The organism is Streptomyces sp. NPDC005195 (assembly GCF_040608315.1).
Lineage (GTDB): Bacteria > Actinomycetota > Actinomycetes > Streptomycetales > Streptomycetaceae > Streptomyces > Streptomyces kaempferi.
This window is the reverse complement of record NZ_JBEXHZ010000019.1, coordinates 55455-72524: the sequence shown is the minus strand read 5'-3', so window position 1 is coordinate 72524 and position 17070 is coordinate 55455. Positions and strand designations below refer to the sequence as shown.

General features: G+C 69.7%; 15 protein-coding genes and 1 pseudogene. 8 read left to right on the top strand and 8 right to left on the bottom strand.

The features are described from left to right. Positions 1-5: 5 nt before the first annotated feature. The 6 genes and pseudogenes from ABZV34_RS20855 to ABZV34_RS20830 all read left to right on the top strand — a co-directional run bounded on the left by ABZV34_RS20855 (position 6) and on the right by ABZV34_RS20830 (position 7416). Positions 6-1202: a Gfo/Idh/MocA family oxidoreductase gene (locus tag ABZV34_RS20855; RefSeq protein WP_356278489.1), complete on the top strand. Its 1197-nt coding sequence runs from the start codon at positions 6-8 to the stop codon at positions 1200-1202. Then, complete coding sequence (locus tag ABZV34_RS20850; RefSeq protein ID WP_356278486.1) at positions 1199-2053, top strand: PmoA family protein; 855 nt, start codon at positions 1199-1201, stop codon at positions 2051-2053. Before ABZV34_RS20855 ends, ABZV34_RS20850 begins: the two co-directional genes overlap by 4 nt. Beyond that, entirely contained in the window at positions 2053-3621 is a 1569-nt protein-coding gene (locus ABZV34_RS20845; RefSeq protein ID WP_356278484.1) for a family 43 glycosylhydrolase, read from the top strand. Before ABZV34_RS20850 ends, ABZV34_RS20845 begins: the two co-directional genes overlap by 1 nt. Before the next feature lie 172 nt (positions 3622-3793). Further along, positions 3794-5131, top strand: coding sequence for an extracellular solute-binding protein (locus tag ABZV34_RS20840; RefSeq protein ID WP_356278482.1), 1338 nt, complete (start codon positions 3794-3796; stop codon positions 5129-5131). Positions 5132-5262: 131 nt separating this feature from the next. Next, complete coding sequence (locus ABZV34_RS20835) at positions 5263-6579, top strand: polysaccharide lyase family 1 protein (RefSeq protein ID WP_356278479.1); 1317 nt, start codon at positions 5263-5265, stop codon at positions 6577-6579. A 2-nt stretch (positions 6580-6581) separates the two neighbouring features. Beyond that, a pseudogene (locus ABZV34_RS20830) lies at positions 6582-7416 on the top strand (pectinesterase family protein). A 67-nt stretch (positions 7417-7483) separates the two neighbouring features. Here ABZV34_RS20830 and ABZV34_RS20825 read toward each other — a convergent pair. The 5 genes from ABZV34_RS20825 to ABZV34_RS20805 form a co-directional block, all read right to left on the bottom strand. Then, complete coding sequence (locus tag ABZV34_RS20825; RefSeq protein WP_356278477.1) at positions 7484-7645, bottom strand: hypothetical protein; 162 nt, start codon at positions 7643-7645, stop codon at positions 7484-7486. Positions 7646-8279: 634 nt separating this feature from the next. After that, positions 8280-9062, bottom strand: coding sequence for a colicin immunity domain-containing protein (locus ABZV34_RS20820; RefSeq protein ID WP_356278475.1), 783 nt, complete (start codon positions 9060-9062; stop codon positions 8280-8282). 31 nt (positions 9063-9093) lie between these two features. Next, entirely contained in the window at positions 9094-9621 is a 528-nt protein-coding gene (locus ABZV34_RS20815; RefSeq protein ID WP_356278473.1) for an RHS repeat-associated core domain-containing protein, read from the bottom strand. A gap of 163 nt (positions 9622-9784) precedes the next feature. Next, entirely contained in the window at positions 9785-10708 is a 924-nt protein-coding gene (locus tag ABZV34_RS20810) for a hypothetical protein (RefSeq protein WP_356278470.1), read from the bottom strand. Positions 10709-10807: 99 nt separating this feature from the next. Then, on the bottom strand, positions 10808-11182 hold the full coding sequence (locus ABZV34_RS20805) for a hypothetical protein (protein ID WP_356278467.1): 375 nt from the start codon (positions 11180-11182) through the stop codon (positions 10808-10810). A gap of 221 nt (positions 11183-11403) precedes the next feature. On the opposite strand from ABZV34_RS20805, the gene ABZV34_RS20800 reads away from it, so the two are divergent. After that, positions 11404-12198, top strand: a complete 795-nt coding sequence (locus tag ABZV34_RS20800) for an HAD family acid phosphatase (protein WP_356278464.1) — start codon at positions 11404-11406, stop codon at positions 12196-12198. A gap of 450 nt (positions 12199-12648) precedes the next feature. Continuing rightward, positions 12649-14100 (top strand): NCS2 family permease, encoded by a 1452-nt coding sequence (locus tag ABZV34_RS20795; RefSeq protein ID WP_356278461.1) that lies wholly within the window; start codon positions 12649-12651, stop codon positions 14098-14100. Positions 14101-14159: 59 nt separating this feature from the next. On the opposite strand, the gene ABZV34_RS20790 is transcribed toward ABZV34_RS20795, so the two are convergent. The 3 genes from ABZV34_RS20790 to ABZV34_RS20780 form a co-directional block, all read right to left on the bottom strand. After that, the gene (locus ABZV34_RS20790) at positions 14160-15611 is read right to left on the bottom strand and encodes a penicillin-binding transpeptidase domain-containing protein (RefSeq protein WP_356278458.1); all 1452 of its coding nucleotides are present in this window, start codon (positions 15609-15611) and stop codon (positions 14160-14162) included. An 80-nt stretch (positions 15612-15691) separates the two neighbouring features. Then, the gene (locus tag ABZV34_RS20785; protein WP_356278456.1) at positions 15692-16165 is read right to left on the bottom strand and encodes a GNAT family N-acetyltransferase; all 474 of its coding nucleotides are present in this window, start codon (positions 16163-16165) and stop codon (positions 15692-15694) included. Positions 16166-16168: 3 nt separating this feature from the next. Continuing rightward, positions 16169-16942 carry an IclR family transcriptional regulator gene (locus ABZV34_RS20780; RefSeq protein WP_356278454.1) on the bottom strand — a complete coding sequence of 258 codons (774 nt, stop codon included), beginning with the start codon at positions 16940-16942 and terminating at the stop codon, positions 16169-16171. Positions 16943-17070: the final 128 nt, after the last annotated feature.

Genomic DNA, 17070 nt, shown 5'->3' with positions numbered 1-17070 from the left:
GCGGGATGAACACGCCGGGCGGGGAACTCCCGCTGCCGGTCGTCCTCGCGGGGGCGCGCGGCCACGGCCGCTGGCACCTGCGCAACATCCGCCGGCTCCAGGACAAGGGGCTCGTACGGCTGGCCGGCATCTGCGAGCCGAACCCCCTCACGACGGCCGAACTCGCGGAGGTGTCCGAGGACTTCGGGTCCTGCCAGGACTTCGGGGGCCGGCCTCCCGAGCAGTCCGCCGACTTCGGGGCCCTGCTCGACTCCACCGGCGCCGCGATCGCGGTGATCTGCACGCCCATCCCGACCCACACCGACCTGGCGCTCGTCGCCGCCGCCAGGGGCGTGCACCTCCTGCTGGAGAAGCCCCCCGCGCCCTCGTACACCGAGTTCCGCCGGATGGCCGACGGCGTCGCGGCGGCCGGGGTCGCCTGCCAGATCGGCTTCCAGTCACTCGGCTCGCACGCCCTGCCGGCGATCCGGGAGATGATCGCGTCGGGCGTGCTCGGCACGGTCACCGGGATCGGCGCGGCGGGTGCCTGGGCGCGCGACGAGGCCTACTACCGCAGGGCGGCATGGGCGGGAAAGCGCCGCCTGAACGGCGTGGACGTGATCGACGGGGCCCTCACCAACCCCCTCGCGCACGCCGTCGTCACCGCCCTCGCGCTGCACGGGGCCACCCGCGCCGAGGATGTCGGCACGATCGAGACCGAGCTGCTGCGGGCCAACGACATCGAGTCCGACGACACCTCCTGCGTACGGGTCACCACCCCCCGGGGCAGGGTCGTCGTCGCCGTCACGCTCTGCGCCGAGCGGCCGGGCGAGCCGTATGTCCTGGTGCACGGCAGCGGCGGCCGGATCACCTTCTGGTACAAGCTCGACCGCGTCCTCGTACAGCGGTCCGGGCACGGCCCCGAGGAGATCGAGTTCGGCCGCACGGACCTGCTGGAGAACCTGGTCGCCCATCTGACCGACGGCGACGAGCTGCTGGTCGCACCGGAGTCGACGGGCGCCTTCATGAAGGTCGTCGAGGCGGTCCGGCGGGCCCCTGACCCGGTCGCGCTGCCCGCGGACGCCTGGGAGACGGTCCCCGCGGAGAACCGCCGGAGCGTGCGCGGCATCGACGGACTCGTCGCGGCGGCGGCCGACACCCTCGCCCTCTACTCCGAGCTGGGCGCCTCCTGGGCGCCCCCGAACGAGGTGAGCACCGGATGAACACCGCGCCCCACCACGAGTCGCCCGTCCTGCGCGTCGCGGGCCGCCCGGTCGGCAGGTACCACACCCGCCCCGAGCTGGCCCCCCGGCTGTCCCCGCGTCCGTACCTCCATCCGGTCACCACCCTGGCCGGCACGACGGTCACCGAGTCGAGCCCCGCCGACCACCTCCATCACCTCGGCGTCGGTGTCGCCGTTCCCGACGTCGAGGGGCACAACTTCTGGGGCGGGCGCACCTACGTACGCGAACAGGGGCCCACCGAGCTCGCCAACCACGGTGCCCAGCGGCACGCCGGCTTCCAGCCGAGCGGCCCGGACGGCTTCGTGGAGGAGCTGCGCTGGGTGGCCGCGGGCGGCGAACTGCTGCGTGAGCGCCGGACCGTCGCCGCGACCCGGCTCACCGACTCCGCCTGGGCGCTGGACTTCGCCTTCTCGCTCACGAACACGACCCCGAACCCTCTCTCCATCGGCAGCCCGGCCACCAACGGACGGCCCGGCGCGGCCTACGGCGGCTTCTTCTGGCGGGCCCGCAAGGAGTCCGGGGTGCCACGTGTCTTCACCGCCGACACCGAGGGCGTGGAGGCGGTGCACGGCGCCCGCGCCGACTGGCTGGCACTCGCGGGCGCCCGCTGGACCCTGGTCTTCGCCGGGGCCACCGAACGGACCCGCCGCGATCCGTGGTTCGTGCGCACGGCCGCGTACCCGGGTGTCGGTTCCAGCCTCGCGCACACCGAGCGGCTGCCCGTCGGGGCGGGGGACACCGTCGCACGGCGGGTCGTGACCGTCGTCGCGGACGGCACCCTCGACCGGGGCGAGGCCGCCGCGCTCGTCCGCAGGGCGGTGAGTCCCTGATGGCCCTTCCCTCCTCCGACCTGGGCGACGGCACCTACCGCAACCCCGTTCTCGACGCCGACTGGTCCGACCCCGATCCGCTCCGCGTCGGGGACGACTTCTACCTCACCGCCTCCAGCTTCGGCCGGGTGCCGGGCCTGCCGCTGCTGCACTCGCGCGACCTGGTCAACTGGACGCTCGTCGGCCACGCCCTGCAACGCCTCGAACCGGCGCGGGAGTTCGGCGTGCCCCGGCACGAACGGGGGGTGTGGGCGCCGTCCCTGCGCCATCACGACGAACGCTTCTGGATCTTCTGGGGCGACCCCGACCACGGCATATTCCAGGTCAACGCCCCCGAGATCCGCGGCCCTTGGACCAGGCCGCGGCTGATCAAGGAGGGCAAGGGGCTGATCGACGCCTGCCCGCTGTGGGACGAGGAGACCGGCGAGGCCTATCTGGTGCACGCCTGGGCCGGATCCCGTTCGGGCGTGAAGAACCGGCTCACCGGGCACCGGATGCGTCCCGACGGCACCGGACTGCTCGACGAGGGCGAGGTGATCATCGACGCGGACCGGATCCCCGGCTGGTTCACCCTCGAGGGGCCCAAGGCCTACCGGCACGACGGCTGGTTCTGGATCTTCGCGCCCGCCGGGGGAGTGGAGACCGGCTGGCAGGGCGCCTTCCGCTCGCGCGGCTTCTTCGGCCCGTACGAGGAGCGGGTGGTGCTGGAGCAGGGGGAGACCGGGGTCAACGGCCCGCACCAGGGCGGCTGGGTGCGCACGGCGGCCGGCGAGGACTGGTTCGTGCACTTCCAGCACCGCGGCCCGTACGGGAGGGTCGTGCACCTCCAGCCGATGCGCTGGGACGGACCGGACGGCTGGCCGGTGCTCGGCGACGAGGGCGCCCCCGTCGCCGTGCACCGGAAGCCCGATCTGCCGCGGCAGCCGCCCTCGGCACCCGCCACCGACGACGACTTCCCGGGCGGCCGGTTCGGGCGGCAGTGGCAGTGGACCGCCAACCCGCAGACGGGGTGGAGCACCCAGCACTCCTCCGACGGGCTGCGGCTGACCTGTGTACGGACGGCGGACGCGGACGATCTGCGCAAGGTGCCGCACGTCCTGACCCAGCGCCTGCCCGGGATCGCCGCCACCGTCGAGGTGGAGCTGCGGCTCGACAGCGAGGAACCCGGCGCGCGGGCGGGACTCGCCGTGCTCGGGGACGCTTTCGGCTGGATCGGGCTCCAGCGTCACCCCGACGGGTCGGTGCGGCTCGTGCACCGGTTCGCCGAGTGCGCCGTGACCGGGGGGCCGGTCCGGTCCGCCGGGCAGTGGGGGAGGGAGCGCGACGCCGCCGCCTCCCGGGAGGCCCCCGAGGGCCGGGCCCGGCTGTGGATCGAGACCGGCGCGGGGGCGCGCTGCCGTTTCTCGTACGACGTCGGCGGCGGCCGGGTGTCCTCCGGCCAGGTCTTCGCCGCCACCCCCTGGCGCTGGGTCGGCGCCCTCCTCGGGCTCTTCGCGCTCGCCCCCGTAGGCGCGGGACACGCCGGAGCGGCCTCGTTCACGCAGTTCCGCATCACCGCGACCCCCTGAGGGTCGTCCACCGCCACCCGTGAGCCTGTGGGGAGCCGCAGTGCCGTATCTCCCGAGCAAGCGCTTTCCGTTACCGCGTACCGGACGTCCGGAGCCGGTGCCGCCCGCACCGGCGGACCGTGACCGACCAGACCCCGCAACCCTGATCGAACCAGAGGAAGAGAGCCGACCTATGAAGATCAGCATCCCCAGAACGAGGCGTGCCGCGCTGGCCGTCGCCCTGGGTTCCGTGCTCGCGCTCACCGCCACCGCCTGCGGCGACAACGGCAGCGGGGCGGCGGGGGACAAGGGCGACGAGGGCTCGGGCAAGGGCGAGATCACCTTCTGGGACAACAACGGCGGTGTCCGCACCGACATCTGGAAGCAGATCATCGCGGACTTCGAGAAGAAGTACCCGGGCATCAAGGTCAACTACGTGGGCATCCCCGCGGCGAGCGCCCAGTCGAAGTACGACACCGCCATCCAGGGCGGCGGTCTGCCCGACGTCGGCGGTGTGGGCACCGCGATGCTCGCCGAGGTCGCCGTCCAGGGCGCGCTGGACCCCCTGGACAGCCGCCTGGAGAAGAGCCCGCTGAAGGGCAGGCTGAGCCAGAACCTGCTCGACGTCAGCCGGGCCGCCGGCGGCGGGGGCAGGCTCTACCAGGTGCCGACCTCCGCGAACAACGGCACGCTGTGGTACCGCACGGACCTCTTCAAGTCGGCCGGCCTGGAAGCGCCGACCACCTGGGCGAAGTTCTACGCGGCCGCCGGCAAGCTCACCGACAAGGGCCGCAACCGGTTCGGCTTCACCATCCGAGGCGGCGAGGGGGCCATCGCGCCGGCCCTGGACGCGGTGTACGGCCAGACGGGCCTCACCTCGTTCTGGAACGGCGACAGGACCACCGTCAACGACCCGAAGAACGTGGCGGCCCTGGAGAAGTACATCGCCCTGTACAAGAAGGACACCCCCTCCGCCGACGTCAACAACGACTTCGCCAAGATGGTTGCCCAGTGGGACAGCGGCAGCATCGGCATGCTGAGTCACAACCTCGGCTCCTACCAGGACCATCTGAAGGCGCTGGGCGCGGGGAAGTTCAGGGGCATCCCCAACCCCACGCAGGACGACGGCACGCGGGTGCAGGTGTCCAACCCGGTCGACGGGCTGAGTCTGTTCAAGTCCGGCAAGAACAAGTCGGCGGCCTGGAAGTTCATCGAGTTCGCGGTCTCGGCCGCGGAGAACTCCAAGTTCAACGAGTCCGCGGGCCAGGTCCCGGCGAACACCGACGCCGCGAAGGACGCCTGGATCCAGCAGGCCGAGCCGACCAAGCTGGCCGCGGAGGCGCTCAACGGCGCCGACACCAAGATCGTGCAGCTGCCGTACTACCTGCCCGACTGGAACACCATCTCCAAGGCCGACAACGAGCCCAACTTCCAGAAGCTGCTGCTCGGGAAGATGAGCGCGAAGGACTTCCTGGACACGCTGGCCGACCAGCTCGACAAGGCGCAGGCGGACTGGAAGGCGCATCACTAGGACGTGTCCGGTTCGCCCGGCGGCCCGGCGGCGCCCCTCGCGGCGCCGGCCGGTCCGCGCGGTTCCGCCGCGCCGACCGCCCGTCCGCCCCTCCGGCCACCCCACTCCCACCGGAAAGAGAGAGTCGCACCGTGAACATCGTCAAATGTCATGCTCGCGTCATAGGTTCGCTGATCGGATGCACCGCCCTGGTCCTGGCTGCCACCGTCACCACCGCCCAGGCCCGGACGCGGCCCCGCGATCCCGCCCGCCAGACCCTCCCCGCCGGTGACGGCTGGGGCTCCGCCACCACCGGCACCACGGGAGGGGCGGCCGCCGACGCCGCGCACGTCCACACCGTCACCACCTGGCCGGAGTTCAAGGCCGCGCTGGCGAGCCGTTCCGCCGGGCCGAGGATCATCAGGGTGGTGGGCACGATCGACGCGGGCGCTGACGGCTGCGACTCCTTCACCGCGCCGGGCTACGACTTCGACGCCTATCTGCAGAAGTACGCGCCGGAGAAATGGGGGTACGGCACCAACCTGGACGCCGAGCCCGACGACAGCCCCGAAGGCCTGCGCCGCGCCTCCGCCGCCCGCCAGGACACCGCCATCAAGGCGGAGATCCCCGCCGACACCACGCTGGTCGGCGTCGGCAGGAACGCGGGCTTCAAGGGTGCCAGCCTCCAGATCAAGGCCGTGGACAACGTCATCGTCCGCAACCTCGCCTTCGAGAGCCCGCTGGACTGTTTCCCGCAGTGGGACCCGACCGACACCGCGGTCGGCAACTGGAACTCCGAGTACGACAGCGCGGTGATCTACGGGTCCACGCACGTCTGGCTGGACCACAACACCTTCACCGACGGGGACCACCCCGACAGCTCGCTGCCCACGTACTTCGGCCGGATCTACGAGCAGCACGACGGCGAGCTGGACATCGTCAGGGGCGCGGACTACGTGACCGCGTCCTGGAACGTGTTCACCGACCACGACAAGACGATCCTGGTCGGCAACAGCGACAGCGCCTCCACGGCCGCGGTCGACCGGGGACACCTCAAAGTGACCTTCCACCACAACCTGTTCTCGAACCTGGTCGAGCGCGCGCCGCGCGTCCGCTTCGGGCAGGTGGACTCGTACAACAACCACTTCGTCGCGGGCGACGGCTTCTCCTACAGCTACGGCATCGGCATGGAGTCCCAACTCGTCGCCGAGCACAACGCGTTCACCCTCCCCAGCGGGATCAGCGCGGCGACCGTTCTGAAGAAGTGGAAGGAGGCACCGCTCACCGCCACGGACAACTACGTCAACGGGGTGGCCACGGACCTGATCGCCGTGCACAACGCGGAGATCCCGGCCGAGACGCTGCGGTCCGGCGCCGGCTGGACACCGTCCCTGCGGACCCATGTCGATCCGCCGAGGGCGGTACCGGGGATCGTGGACCACCGCGCGGGCGCCGGCAGGTTCTGCTGATCATGACCGAAGTCCAGTTCGGCAGAAGGGCGTTCGTCGCCGCGGGCATCGGAGCCGTGCTGGCTCCGGCGCTCGCGGCACCCGCCCGCGCGGTGGCCCGGTCACCGTTCGGACGCTACGGTTCGCCCTCCGCGCGCCTCACCGCGCGCACTCTGTACGTGCACCCCGGCGGGCGCGGCGACCACACGACCGTGCAGGCCGCCGTGGACGCGGCGGGCGGGAGCGGATACACGCTGGTCCTGGCCCCGGGCACCTACCGCGAGACCGTGGCCGTCGGCGCCGTGCCGGTTCCTGGGCCACCAGGACACGCTGTACGCCGACTCCATGGCGCTCGGCACCTTCGCCCGGCAGTACTACCGCGGCTGTTACGTCGAGGGTGACGTGGACTTCGTCTTCGGCCGGGCGACCGCCGTCTTCGAGTGCTGTCACTTCCGCGCCCTGAGCCGTACGGACCTGGGCGGGGCCCCGTACGGCTTCGTCCTCGCCCCCTCCACCGCCGTCGCCAACCCACGCGGCTATCTGGTCACCGGGGGTCGTGTCACGAGCGGGGCCCCCGACGCCTTCTACAAGCTGGCCCGCCCCTGGGTGCCCGGCTCGGACACCACCGCCCGGCCGATGCTGACCGTCCGTGACACTCGCCTCGGCGCCGGTGTCGACGCGGTCGCGCCCTACACCAACATGTCCGACACCTATCCCTGGCAGGCCCAACGGTTCGCCGAGTACCGCAACACGGGACCGGGAGCTGCCGTCAGCGTGCCGGGGAACCGGCCGCAACTCACGGACACGGAGGCCGGGTCGCACACCCGTGCCGTGTATCTCGGCGACTGGTGCCCCTGAATCTCCTGGCGGCGAACCGGCTCGTGCGGGAGGCAGTCCTCAGGGCCGCCTCCCGCACCGGGGTGTCTCAGCCCGGGTGCCACAGGACGTACACCACGACGAGCGGGGCGAGGCCCGCGAACGCCATGAGCGTGCCCGGGAAGCGGAGATGGCCGGGCGTCGCGGACACGGTGGACGGCCCGCCCGATCCCATGGCGAAGGTGACGCTCTCAGTCGACTGCGGATCCATTCGGAGGTACGTGGGAGTGGATCGCTTCCAGGGCGGCGCCGTGGTCGGACACGGCCGGATCTTCCGGAGGGAGGGCGGGGGACAGAGCGTTGGCGGCCCTCATGACCGCGGCAGCGAGTTCGGGAGCGGTCGTGCGCGCGACGAGACCGTCCTTCGACGCGACCGACAGACCCCCTTGCCGTGTCGGAAGACGAGGCTGAAGGAGGTGTCGACTCCGGTGAAGGCGAGCGCCCGGACGTTGCCCCGCAGCAAGCCGCCAAGACCGTCCAGGAGCTGGATCACCGAGAGGTGGACCCTCATGCCCTGGTCCGGGCGTGTGACCCGCCGAGTCGGCCGTGCCGAGATCCCCGGCGAACGACATGTCCCCCAGGTCGAAGCCGCTGGGGCCGCTCTGGCCGGGACGTACGGTGAACTGCGCAATGATCACGCGGTGTAGCTCTTTCGTACCGGGAAGAAGGTGATGATGCGGATTCCGTCCTCCGAGTCGACGACCGGCCGGCCGGTACCGGGCCCATCCGACTGTCCACCCTTGCCAGGCGACATCCAGGAAGCGGGGTGCGATGTCCGTCTCCATCAACTGCGTGATGCCGACGCGCCGCAACATGGCAGTCATCATTCTGCTCAGCCGCGCATGTCACTCCAGCCGCGCCAGGGCGTCGGCCACCCGCTCCCGCAACTCCTCGTCCGTCAGGTCGTCCTCGTCCCGAAGGGAGGGATCGATGCTGTAGTCCTCCAGTGCGTAGAAGACCTCGTCCAGCGCTGTGGTGAGAGCGTTCTCCACGCGCTCACCCGTGTCCATCGACCGCCGGCGCGCCTCCAGCCACTGCCGCGCGAACAGGGAGCCGTCGATCGCTCCGGTCACGAACTGTCGCATGAGCGACAACTGGTGACCGTATTGGCTGGTGGCGGGGACTTCCCGGGCGGTTTTCCACGTCCTGGTGAGCGGAGGGAACTTGGCGGCCAAGGCGCCGATGTCCGAAGCCCCTCCTCCGGACCGCACCTTGCGCGCATACCGCTGGAACTCCGTCTTGGCCTGGTCCCCGCCTTCGGGGACGGCACCCCGCAGGAACTCCTCCGTCCCTGCCACCAGCGCGTATCCGGGCCGGAGTAGCAGCGCCCCCCGCAGATCGTCGGTGACCAGCAGCAGCCCGGAACGGTCGAGCTGGCCGGTCACGAGAGCGAGTAGCGCCTCCGTGCTGAGGGGTGCCTCGGTAGCGGTCGTGTCGCCGAGCGCGGGGTCGAGCGGGACCACGAGGACCCCCCGCGCGCCTGACTCCCGGGCGCCGGCCACCATGCGCAGGGCGGTGCTGCCACTGAGGCCTGCGTGGGAGGGGACGGGGACCGTGTACTGCGCGCCGACCGCGCCCGACCAGTCGTCTCTGAAGTCCCCGGATGGAGTCAGGACAGCGCCGGCCACCTCTTGATTCTTCTTCCTCACCTTCGCGCCCTTACGTCAGGAAGCCCTTGTCGATGATGCTCTGGAACTGTTTGTCGCCCAGTCTCCAGGCGGACCAGAACTTACCGTCGCTGTGCAGCATGACCATCTTCTTCGTCGCGGGATCGATGAATCCGACAGCCGGTCCCTGACCTCGGTAGTCGAACCGGTACATCTTGGTGTCGGGGGCGAGCATCTGGCTTCTCATGTTCTGCTGGAACTGGGCCATCGTCTGCTTGTTCCGGTTTCCGGCGACACCGAAGTCACCCGCGTGGCTGTCGTACTTCTTGCTCATGACCTTCTGGCTGCTGAAGTCGGCCCTCTGCTCCCACTGCGCCTTGGCGCAAGGGGCGAGCCCGATGGGGTCCGTCCACGCGAGCGGGTTGACAACATAGGTGTCGGGATTGGGCGCCGGTTCCAGGCCGAGTGGATCGGAGGTCAGGTAGCGGGCCGTTTCCGGCGCGTAGTAGCGCAAGTAGTTGTAGTGCAGACCCGTCTCGGTGTCCGCGTACTGGCCCGGGAAGCGCAGTGGGCATTCCACGGTGGGCGTGTCGTTTGCCGGAGACGGGGTGCCCCACAGTGTCGTGCGGTGCTGCCACGCCAAGTTCCCTCTCGGGTCTACCAGTTCGGTGGGAGTGCCCACGGCGTCGGTGATGATCGCGTGGAAGCGGGTGGTGGGGTCGGGTGCCGTGGTCTCGGCCAGCTCAGTGAGGAACAGACTTGCCCGGCGCGCGAGTGACTGCTCTGTGGTCCGTCTGCGTGAGCGGAAGGTGCGTGCCGGGGGCGTAGTCCCAAGTGGTGACCGTGCCGTCGGGCCCGCACTGTTCGGCCAGGCGGGTGTCGTCCCAGACGAAGTCCGTGCGGGTGGCCGCTGAACCATCCTCGGCCAAGAGACTTTTGGACATACGCCGGCCGAGGGGATCGTATGTGTATCGCCAGTGGTCGCCATCCGGTGTGACCGCCTCCGTCAGCCGGTCCTCCGCGTTCCAGGCGTACGTCCATGTGTGCTGCTTGCCATTGAGGAGCTTGCGGGCCCTGCGGATGAGGCGGCCCGCCGCGTCGTACTCGTACGTGGTGCGGCCGACGCGGTGGATGAGGTTGCCGTCGAACTCGCGCTCGCCCGGGTCGTCATGGCCGGGGGCGGCGGCGTGGGTGAGGTTGCCGGCTGTGTCATAGGCGTAGCCCTCGCTCCAGCCGTGGGCGCGTACCCCTGTGACCCGGCCCTGATCATCCAGGTCGAAGCGACGGGTGCCTGAGGTGAGGTCGCGGATTTCGGTGATATAGCCGTCGGCGCGATGGGTATAGGCGCGGTGCTGCAGGAGGCGGTCCTCCTGCAGCACCGAAGTCATTGCCGTGAGGGACTGGACGGTGAGGCGGTCAGCCGCGTCCCAGCACTGGGTGAGTGTGACCCTGTCGCCCACACGGCGTCGCGTCTCACGGCCGGTCACATCGTGATCGAACGCCAACACACCTGCTTCGGAGCGGAGTTCAATGGCACGGCCCGCCGGGTCGTAGGTCCACTGCGACGTCAGCCCGGACGGGACGACACGTCGGATGCACCGGCCGAGCGCGTCGTACGCGTAGGTGGTCGTTCGGCCGTTGACACTCTCGGCGAGGGTGTGCCCCAACGCATTACGCTGCAGGGAGAGTTCGGCGTCCGCGCTGGCCGCGAGCGTCAGTCGGCCATCCGTGTCGTACGTGTCAGCAGGATCTTCTTGGCCTCGCCCTCAACGCTCACCGGCACCGTCGCTCTGCTGGTCCTTGTCCGCGACCTTCACCTCGGTGGACATCCCGGCTATCGACTGGTCGTTGTCCACGTGTCCGTCGGCCAGGTCGTCCATGGCCTCGTGGATGCTCACCAGGCCGAGCACGAGCGTGCCCGCGGCGCTCTCGATCTTCTTCTGAAGGGGTGAGTAGGCGTCACCGAACTCCTTGCCCTGCTTGTCGTCGCCCCAGGGCCTGCCCAGGCCGTCCAGGGTGGTGACGAGGGTGGTGAGCGCTTTGCTGAGGTTCTTGGCCCCTTCCTGGAAGTCGGGCGCCGCTCGCTTCAGATCGGCGGTGTGGATGTGCAGGACCATGCCGTCGCCGTTGCCCTCACCCATGCGGCTCTCCCCGTTCGCGTATGGGTTCCGCCCCTAGGAGAACCGCTTCAAGGGACGGTCAAGGGCATGTCACTCGCAGGCAATGTGTCGACGGAAGTGCCGTCTATGGGTGGGATATCGATCGGATAAAGGCTCTCGCGTGTCGTGGGTGATGCGCGTAGACAGTCTCTGACCTGGTGTGCGAGAGCCGGTCATTCCACTCACCCAGATTCGGAGAACACATGCGGAAGTCCCTCAGAGCGGCGGCCGTCGGTGCCGCCTGCGCCGTCGCCGGTGCCGCCCTCTACGGCACCGGTGTCGCCACCGCCGGGCAGTCGACGGCGAACTCGACCCACGAGCCCTACAACATCGGGGTGTTGGTCAAGGGCATCGACACCTACTACGGCACCACGCTCGACGGCAACGGCGTCTACCAGGCCTCCGGCACCAGCCAGTACGCCAAGGACCTGGCGCGCCTGGAGTCGGACGCCAGGCGCCACATCGACAAGGCGGCGCACAAGGCGAGGCACCGGGGTGAGAAGCCGGCGGTCGTCTTCGACATCGACGACACGCTGCTGCTCTCCCTGGACTACGAGAAGAAGACCAACTACACGTACAACTCCGCCACTTGGGCGTCGTACGTGGCCCAGGCCGACCGTCCGGCCGTCTTCGGCACCCCCGCGCTCGTCGCGTACGCCAAGTCCAAGGGCGTCGAGGTCTTCTACAACTCGGGCCTGAAGGAGTCGCAGCGCGTCGACGCGGTCACGAACCTCAAGAAGGTCGGCGCCGACGTCAACCTCGACGCCGCCCACATGTTCCTCAAGGACGCCGCCAACCCGCCCGCGTACCTGAGCTCCTGCGCCACGGCCGCCGCCTGGAACTGCACCACCGTGCAGTACAAGGCCGGCACCCGTCAGCACATCGAGTCCCTCGGGTACGACATCGTCGCCAACTTCGGAGACCAGTACTCGGACCTCGACGGCGGCTACGCGGACAAGACCTACAAGCTGCCGAACCCGACGTACTTCGTCAGCTGACGCACGCTCACCGTCCTCGTGGGGCAAGGCGAACGCCCCCGCCGGTCGTCACCGGCGGGGGCGCTCCTCTGACTGGCTCCGAGGGGGGCTCAGGCCAGCAGATCCATGGGGTCGAACAGTGCACGGGTTCGGCGGTGCCGAGCCCGTGGAGCCGTCGACCGTGTGCCTGCTCCACGCACCGGGGAGGACGAGGAAAACGAGCGGATGGTTGTTCCGCGGCACGAATCCGTGCTGCCGAGCCACCGCCGGCCGCCTGCCACGGGGCTGTGCCGGCCCGTGGCGCCCCGCGGCGGAAGGCGTGGCCGCGGGGGTGTCCGGCCGGGGCCTCGAACGGCATATGGCGGGCCGAACCGGATTCCGTAACACAGGGAAAACCTGAACGCGGTTGAACGTGGGAACAATCCAGCCAGCATCCGCACACCCGCCACGCAGGTCACGAGGAGTATCGCCATGTCCGAATCGCAGAAGGCGCCAGAGCGGCCAAGCTCGGTGCCACCAGCGGCGAACAGCGTCGACCGGTTTTTCAAGATCTCCGAACGGGGTTCCACGTTCGGACGGGAGATACGCGGCGGTTTCGCCACGTTCTTCACGATGGCCTACATCCTTGTCCTGAATCCGATCATTCTCGGCAGCGCCAAGGACAAGTTCGGCCACCACCTCGACAGCGGCCAACTCGTCACGGCCACTGCCCTGGTGGCCGCGGTGATGACCGTCATCATGGGTGTGGGCGGCAACCTGCCGCTCGCGATCGCGGCGGGCCTCGGTCTGAACGCCGTCGTCGTCTTCCAGATCGCCCCACTGATGAGCTGGCCCGACGCCATGGGCCTGGTGGTCATCGAAGGCGTGATCATCTGCGTACTGGTCCTCACCGGGCTGCGCGAAGCGGTCATGAACGCCATCCCGCAACAGCTGAAGCACGCCATAGGCGTCGGCATCGGGCTGTTCATCGCCTTCATCGGCTTCGTGGACGCCGGCTTCGTCAGCCGCATCCCGGACGTCGCGAACACCACCGTGCCGGTGCAGCTGGGCGCGACGGGCTCGCTGACCGGCTGGCCCGTCCTGGTCTTCTGCCTCGGTGTGCTGCTCACCATCGGACTGATGGCGCGCAAGGTGAAGGGCGCCATCCTGATCAGCATCGTGACGATGACGGTGCTCGCCGTGATCATCAACTCGGCCGCCGACATCAAGAGCTGGGGCCTGACCACGCCGAAGATCCCCTCCGACGTAGTGGAGGCCCCGGACTTCGGCCTCGTCGGTCACTTCAGCCTGTTCGGCGGCTTCGGCGAGACCGGCGCCCTGACGGTCGTCCTGCTGATCTTCACCCTCATCCTGTCGGACTTCTTCGACGCCATGGGCACGATCGTCGGCGTCAGCGCCGAGGCCGGGCTGCTCGACGAGGAGGGCAAGGTGCCCGGCATCGGCCGGGTGCTGTTCATCGACGGTGCCGCGGCGGTCGCGGGCGGCGCGGCCTCCGCCTCGTCCAACACCGCGTACATCGAGTCCGCGGCAGGGGTCGGCGAGGGCTCGCGGACCGGCTTCTCGAACCTGGTCACGGGCGGCATGTTCGCCCTCGCCCTGTTCCTGACCCCGCTGCTCACCATCGTCCCGCTCCAGGCGGCGGCCCCCGCCCTCGTCGCGGTCGGCTTCCTGATGATGACCCAGGTCAAGCACATCGCATGGGACGACTACGAGATCGCGATTCCCGCGTTCCTCACCATCGCCGCGATGCCCTTCTCCTACTCGATCACCAACGGCATCGGTGCGGGTTTCGTCGCCTACGTCGTGATCAAGGCGGTGCTCGGCAAGCTCCGTGAGGTCCACTGGCTGCTGTGGGCCGTGTCGGCGCTGTTCCTCGTGTACTTCGCGATCGATCCGGTGAGGCAGTTGTTCGGCGTCAAGTGACGGCAGGCGAGAAGGGCCGCCCCGGGGACACGGGGCGGCCCCGCGTCGTGCGAGGGGTCTCAGTCCTTCAGGGCCGCCTGCATCATCGCCCTGGCCACCGGGGCCGCCAGGCCGTTGCCGCTGACCTCGGAGCGGGCCGCGTCGGACTGCTCGACCATGACCGCGACGGCGACCTGCTTGCCGTTCGAGTCGGACTTCGCGTACGACGTGAACCACGCGTAGGGCGTCTTGCTGTTGTTCTCGCCGTGCTGGGCCGTTCCCGTCTTGCCGCCCACCGTCGCGCCGGGGATCCGCGCGTTCGTGCCCGTGCCGTCCTCGACGACCGTGCGCATCGCGGACTGGAGCTGTTCGGCGGTCGACGGACTGACGATCTCCTTGGTCTCCGTACCGTCGCCGTAGTTCTCCACCACATTGCCGCCGGCGTCACTGGTCTGCGCCACCATGTGCGGCGAGACCAACTTGCCCCCGTTGGCAAGAGCCGCCGACACCATGGCCATCTGGAGCGGGGTCGCGGTCACGTCGTACTGGCCGATGCCCGTCAGCGCCGTGGACGACTTGTCCATACCCGAGGGGTAGACACTCGCGTACGCCCGTACCGGCACGTCCTGCGAGGTGTCGTTGAAGCCGAACTTCTCGGCCATCGCCCTCAGCTTGTCCTGGCCGAGGTCGACGGCCATCTTCGCGAAGACGTTGTTGCAGGAGTACTGCAGCGCGACCCGGATCGGGGCGTTCGCGCAGGGCGCGGAGGCGCTCTCGTTCTTCAGGACGGTCGTCGTGTTCGGAAGCGTGTACGGGTTCGGGCTGTCCGTCTTCGTGTCCACATCCGGGTACAGCCCGTCCTCCAGCGCGGCCGCGGCGACGACCAGCTTGAACGTCGACCCCGGGGGCAGCGGCTGGCGCAGCGCCCGGTTGGTCATGGGCTTGTCCGCGTCCTTCGTCAGCCTCTTCCAGGCGGCCGAGTCGCCGGTGCTCAGCAGCGAGGGGTCGTACGACGGAGTGGAGACGGCGGCGAGGATCCTGCCGGTCGTGGGGTCGAGGGCGACGGCCCCGCCCTTCTTGCCGCCGAGCGCCCTGTACGCCGCCTTCTGCACGTCCGGGTCGATCGTCGTGACCACGTCACCCGGAGCGGAGCGCTTGCCGGTGACCGTGTCGAGGGGGTTCTTGAGCTGGTCGTCCGTGCCGTCCAGCAGGTTCCGGTAGATGCCCTCCAGCTGGGTCGCCCCGAACACCTGCGAGCTGTAGCCCGTGACGGCCGCGTACAGGCTGCCGTCGGTGTAGGTGCGCTTGTACCTGAGGTCGCTGCCCTTCGTCTGCGCGGAACCGGTGATCGCGTCGCCGGCCACGATGATGTTCCCGAGCGGGTTCGCGTACTGCTCGATCGCGTTCCGCCGGTTGTTCTTGTCGTCCGCGAGTGCACTGCCGTCGTAGAACTGCACCCAGGTCGCCCTGATCAGCAGGGAGAGCACGAGCAGCAGAGTGAAGACGGCGGCACGCCTGATCGTCTTGTTCATTCCGCCCAGAAGGACGAGCGGACGGGGGTGAATCGTTCCCTTCCGCCCGTATTTCTCATGCGCCGTTCATGAGGTCCGGGTCAGCGCGCCAGGGTGAGAACGACCTCGTCCGTCTCCTCGCCGCGGGCGTGCGCGTACCCCCGCGGCTGCGCGGTGACCTGGAACCCGCACTTCTCCAGGACCCGCCGCGACCCGGGGTTGTCGGCCGCCGCCCGCGCGTACAGCGGGCGCTCGGGCACCTCGGCCAGCAGACCCCGCAGCGCCGCCGTCGCGATGCCCCGGCCCCAGTAGGCCCGGTCGATCCAGTATGTGACCTCGCGCTCGCCGGGCTCGCCGTACACCGCGGCGCTGCCCACGACGTCGCCGTCCGCGAGGACCGTGCGTGTCAGCGTGTCGGGCGAGGCGCGGACACGCTTCCAGTGGGCGTCGAACGCGTCCCGGTCGGCCGGGTCCCTGGGGGTGAACGCGGCCATCCGCAGGGACTCGGGGTCGTTCAGCTGCCGGTAGAAGACCGGCAGGTCGCTGTCGTGGACCGGGCGGAGCGCGATCTCCATGGTTCAGAGCCTCCGGGTGGCGAGCGTCAGCCGGTCGCGGGCGTCGAACAGCGCGTCCTTCACCATCTGCTCGTGCGCGGGGGTGAGCCGGGCGACCGGCACCGAGCAGCTGATCGCGTCACGCGCCGGAGTGCGGTACGGGATCGCGACGCCGAAGCAGCGCAGCCCCAGCGTGTTCTCCTCGCGGTCCACGGCGAAGCCCTGCTCCCGCACCTGGCGCAGCTCCTCGATGAGCTTCTCCCGGTCGGTGATCGTGTGCTCGGTGAGGGCGGGGAGCGTCTCCGGGAGCATCTTGCGGACCTGCTCGTCGGTGTGGGTGGCGAGCAGCGCCTTGCCCAGCGAGGTCGAGTGTGCCGGGAGGCGGCGGCCCACCCGGGTGAAGGGGCGCAGATAGTGCTGGGACTGGCGGGTGGCCAGATAGACGACGTTCGTGCCGTCCAGGCGTGCGAGGTGGATGGTCTCGGTCGTGTCGTCCGACAGCCGGTCCAGGGTGGACCGGGCCGCGGCCACCACCTCGTCGCCGTCGATGTACGAGGTACCGACCAGCAGGGCGCGCACGCCGATGCCGTACCGTGTGCCCGTCGCGTCCGTCTCCACCCAGCCGAGCTCCACGAGGGTGCGCAGCAGCATGTACAGGCTGGACTTCGGATAACCGACGGCCTCCTGGACCGCGGCCAGGGAGTGCATTCCGGGCCGGCCCGCGAAGTACTCGAGCAATTCCACGGTCCGTACCGCGGACTTGACCTGCGCTCCGCCGCCTGTCTCGCCTGCCGACATCGCCCTTGACCCCCTCGTTCGACGGGAAATAGTCTCCGCATCATATTCACCATCAGAGACAGCGTTCAGTATATCGAACGCCGCTGGTCGGTGACACAAGAACCGCGGCATCACATCTGGAGGGACCC

What these genes read in the sequence shown, in the direction of transcription:
- ABZV34_RS20855 (WP_356278489.1), top strand. Translation starts at nt 6, where the DNA reads ATGAACACGCCGGGCGGGGAACTCCCGCTGCCGGTCGTCCTCGCGGGG.
- ABZV34_RS20850 (WP_356278486.1), top strand. Translation starts at nt 1,199, where the DNA reads ATGAACACCGCGCCCCACCACGAGTCGCCCGTCCTGCGCGTCGCGGGC.
- ABZV34_RS20845 (WP_356278484.1), top strand. Translation starts at nt 2,053, where the DNA reads ATGGCCCTTCCCTCCTCCGACCTGGGCGACGGCACCTACCGCAACCCC.
- ABZV34_RS20840 (WP_356278482.1), top strand. Translation starts at nt 3,794, where the DNA reads ATGAAGATCAGCATCCCCAGAACGAGGCGTGCCGCGCTGGCCGTCGCC.
- ABZV34_RS20825 (WP_356278477.1), bottom strand. Translation starts at nt 7,645, where the DNA reads ATGGATCCGCAGTCGACTGAGAGCGTCACCTTCGCCATGGGATCGGGC.
- ABZV34_RS20805 (WP_356278467.1), bottom strand. Translation starts at nt 11,182, where the DNA reads ATGGGTGAGGGCAACGGCGACGGCATGGTCCTGCACATCCACACCGCC.
- ABZV34_RS20800 (WP_356278464.1), top strand. Translation starts at nt 11,404, where the DNA reads ATGCGGAAGTCCCTCAGAGCGGCGGCCGTCGGTGCCGCCTGCGCCGTC.
- ABZV34_RS20795 (WP_356278461.1), top strand. Translation starts at nt 12,649, where the DNA reads ATGTCCGAATCGCAGAAGGCGCCAGAGCGGCCAAGCTCGGTGCCACCA.
- ABZV34_RS20790 (WP_356278458.1), bottom strand. Translation starts at nt 15,611, where the DNA reads ATGAACAAGACGATCAGGCGTGCCGCCGTCTTCACTCTGCTGCTCGTG.
- ABZV34_RS20785 (WP_356278456.1), bottom strand. Translation starts at nt 16,165, where the DNA reads ATGGAGATCGCGCTCCGCCCGGTCCACGACAGCGACCTGCCGGTCTTC.
- ABZV34_RS20780 (WP_356278454.1), bottom strand. Translation starts at nt 16,942, where the DNA reads ATGTCGGCAGGCGAGACAGGCGGCGGAGCGCAGGTCAAGTCCGCGGTA.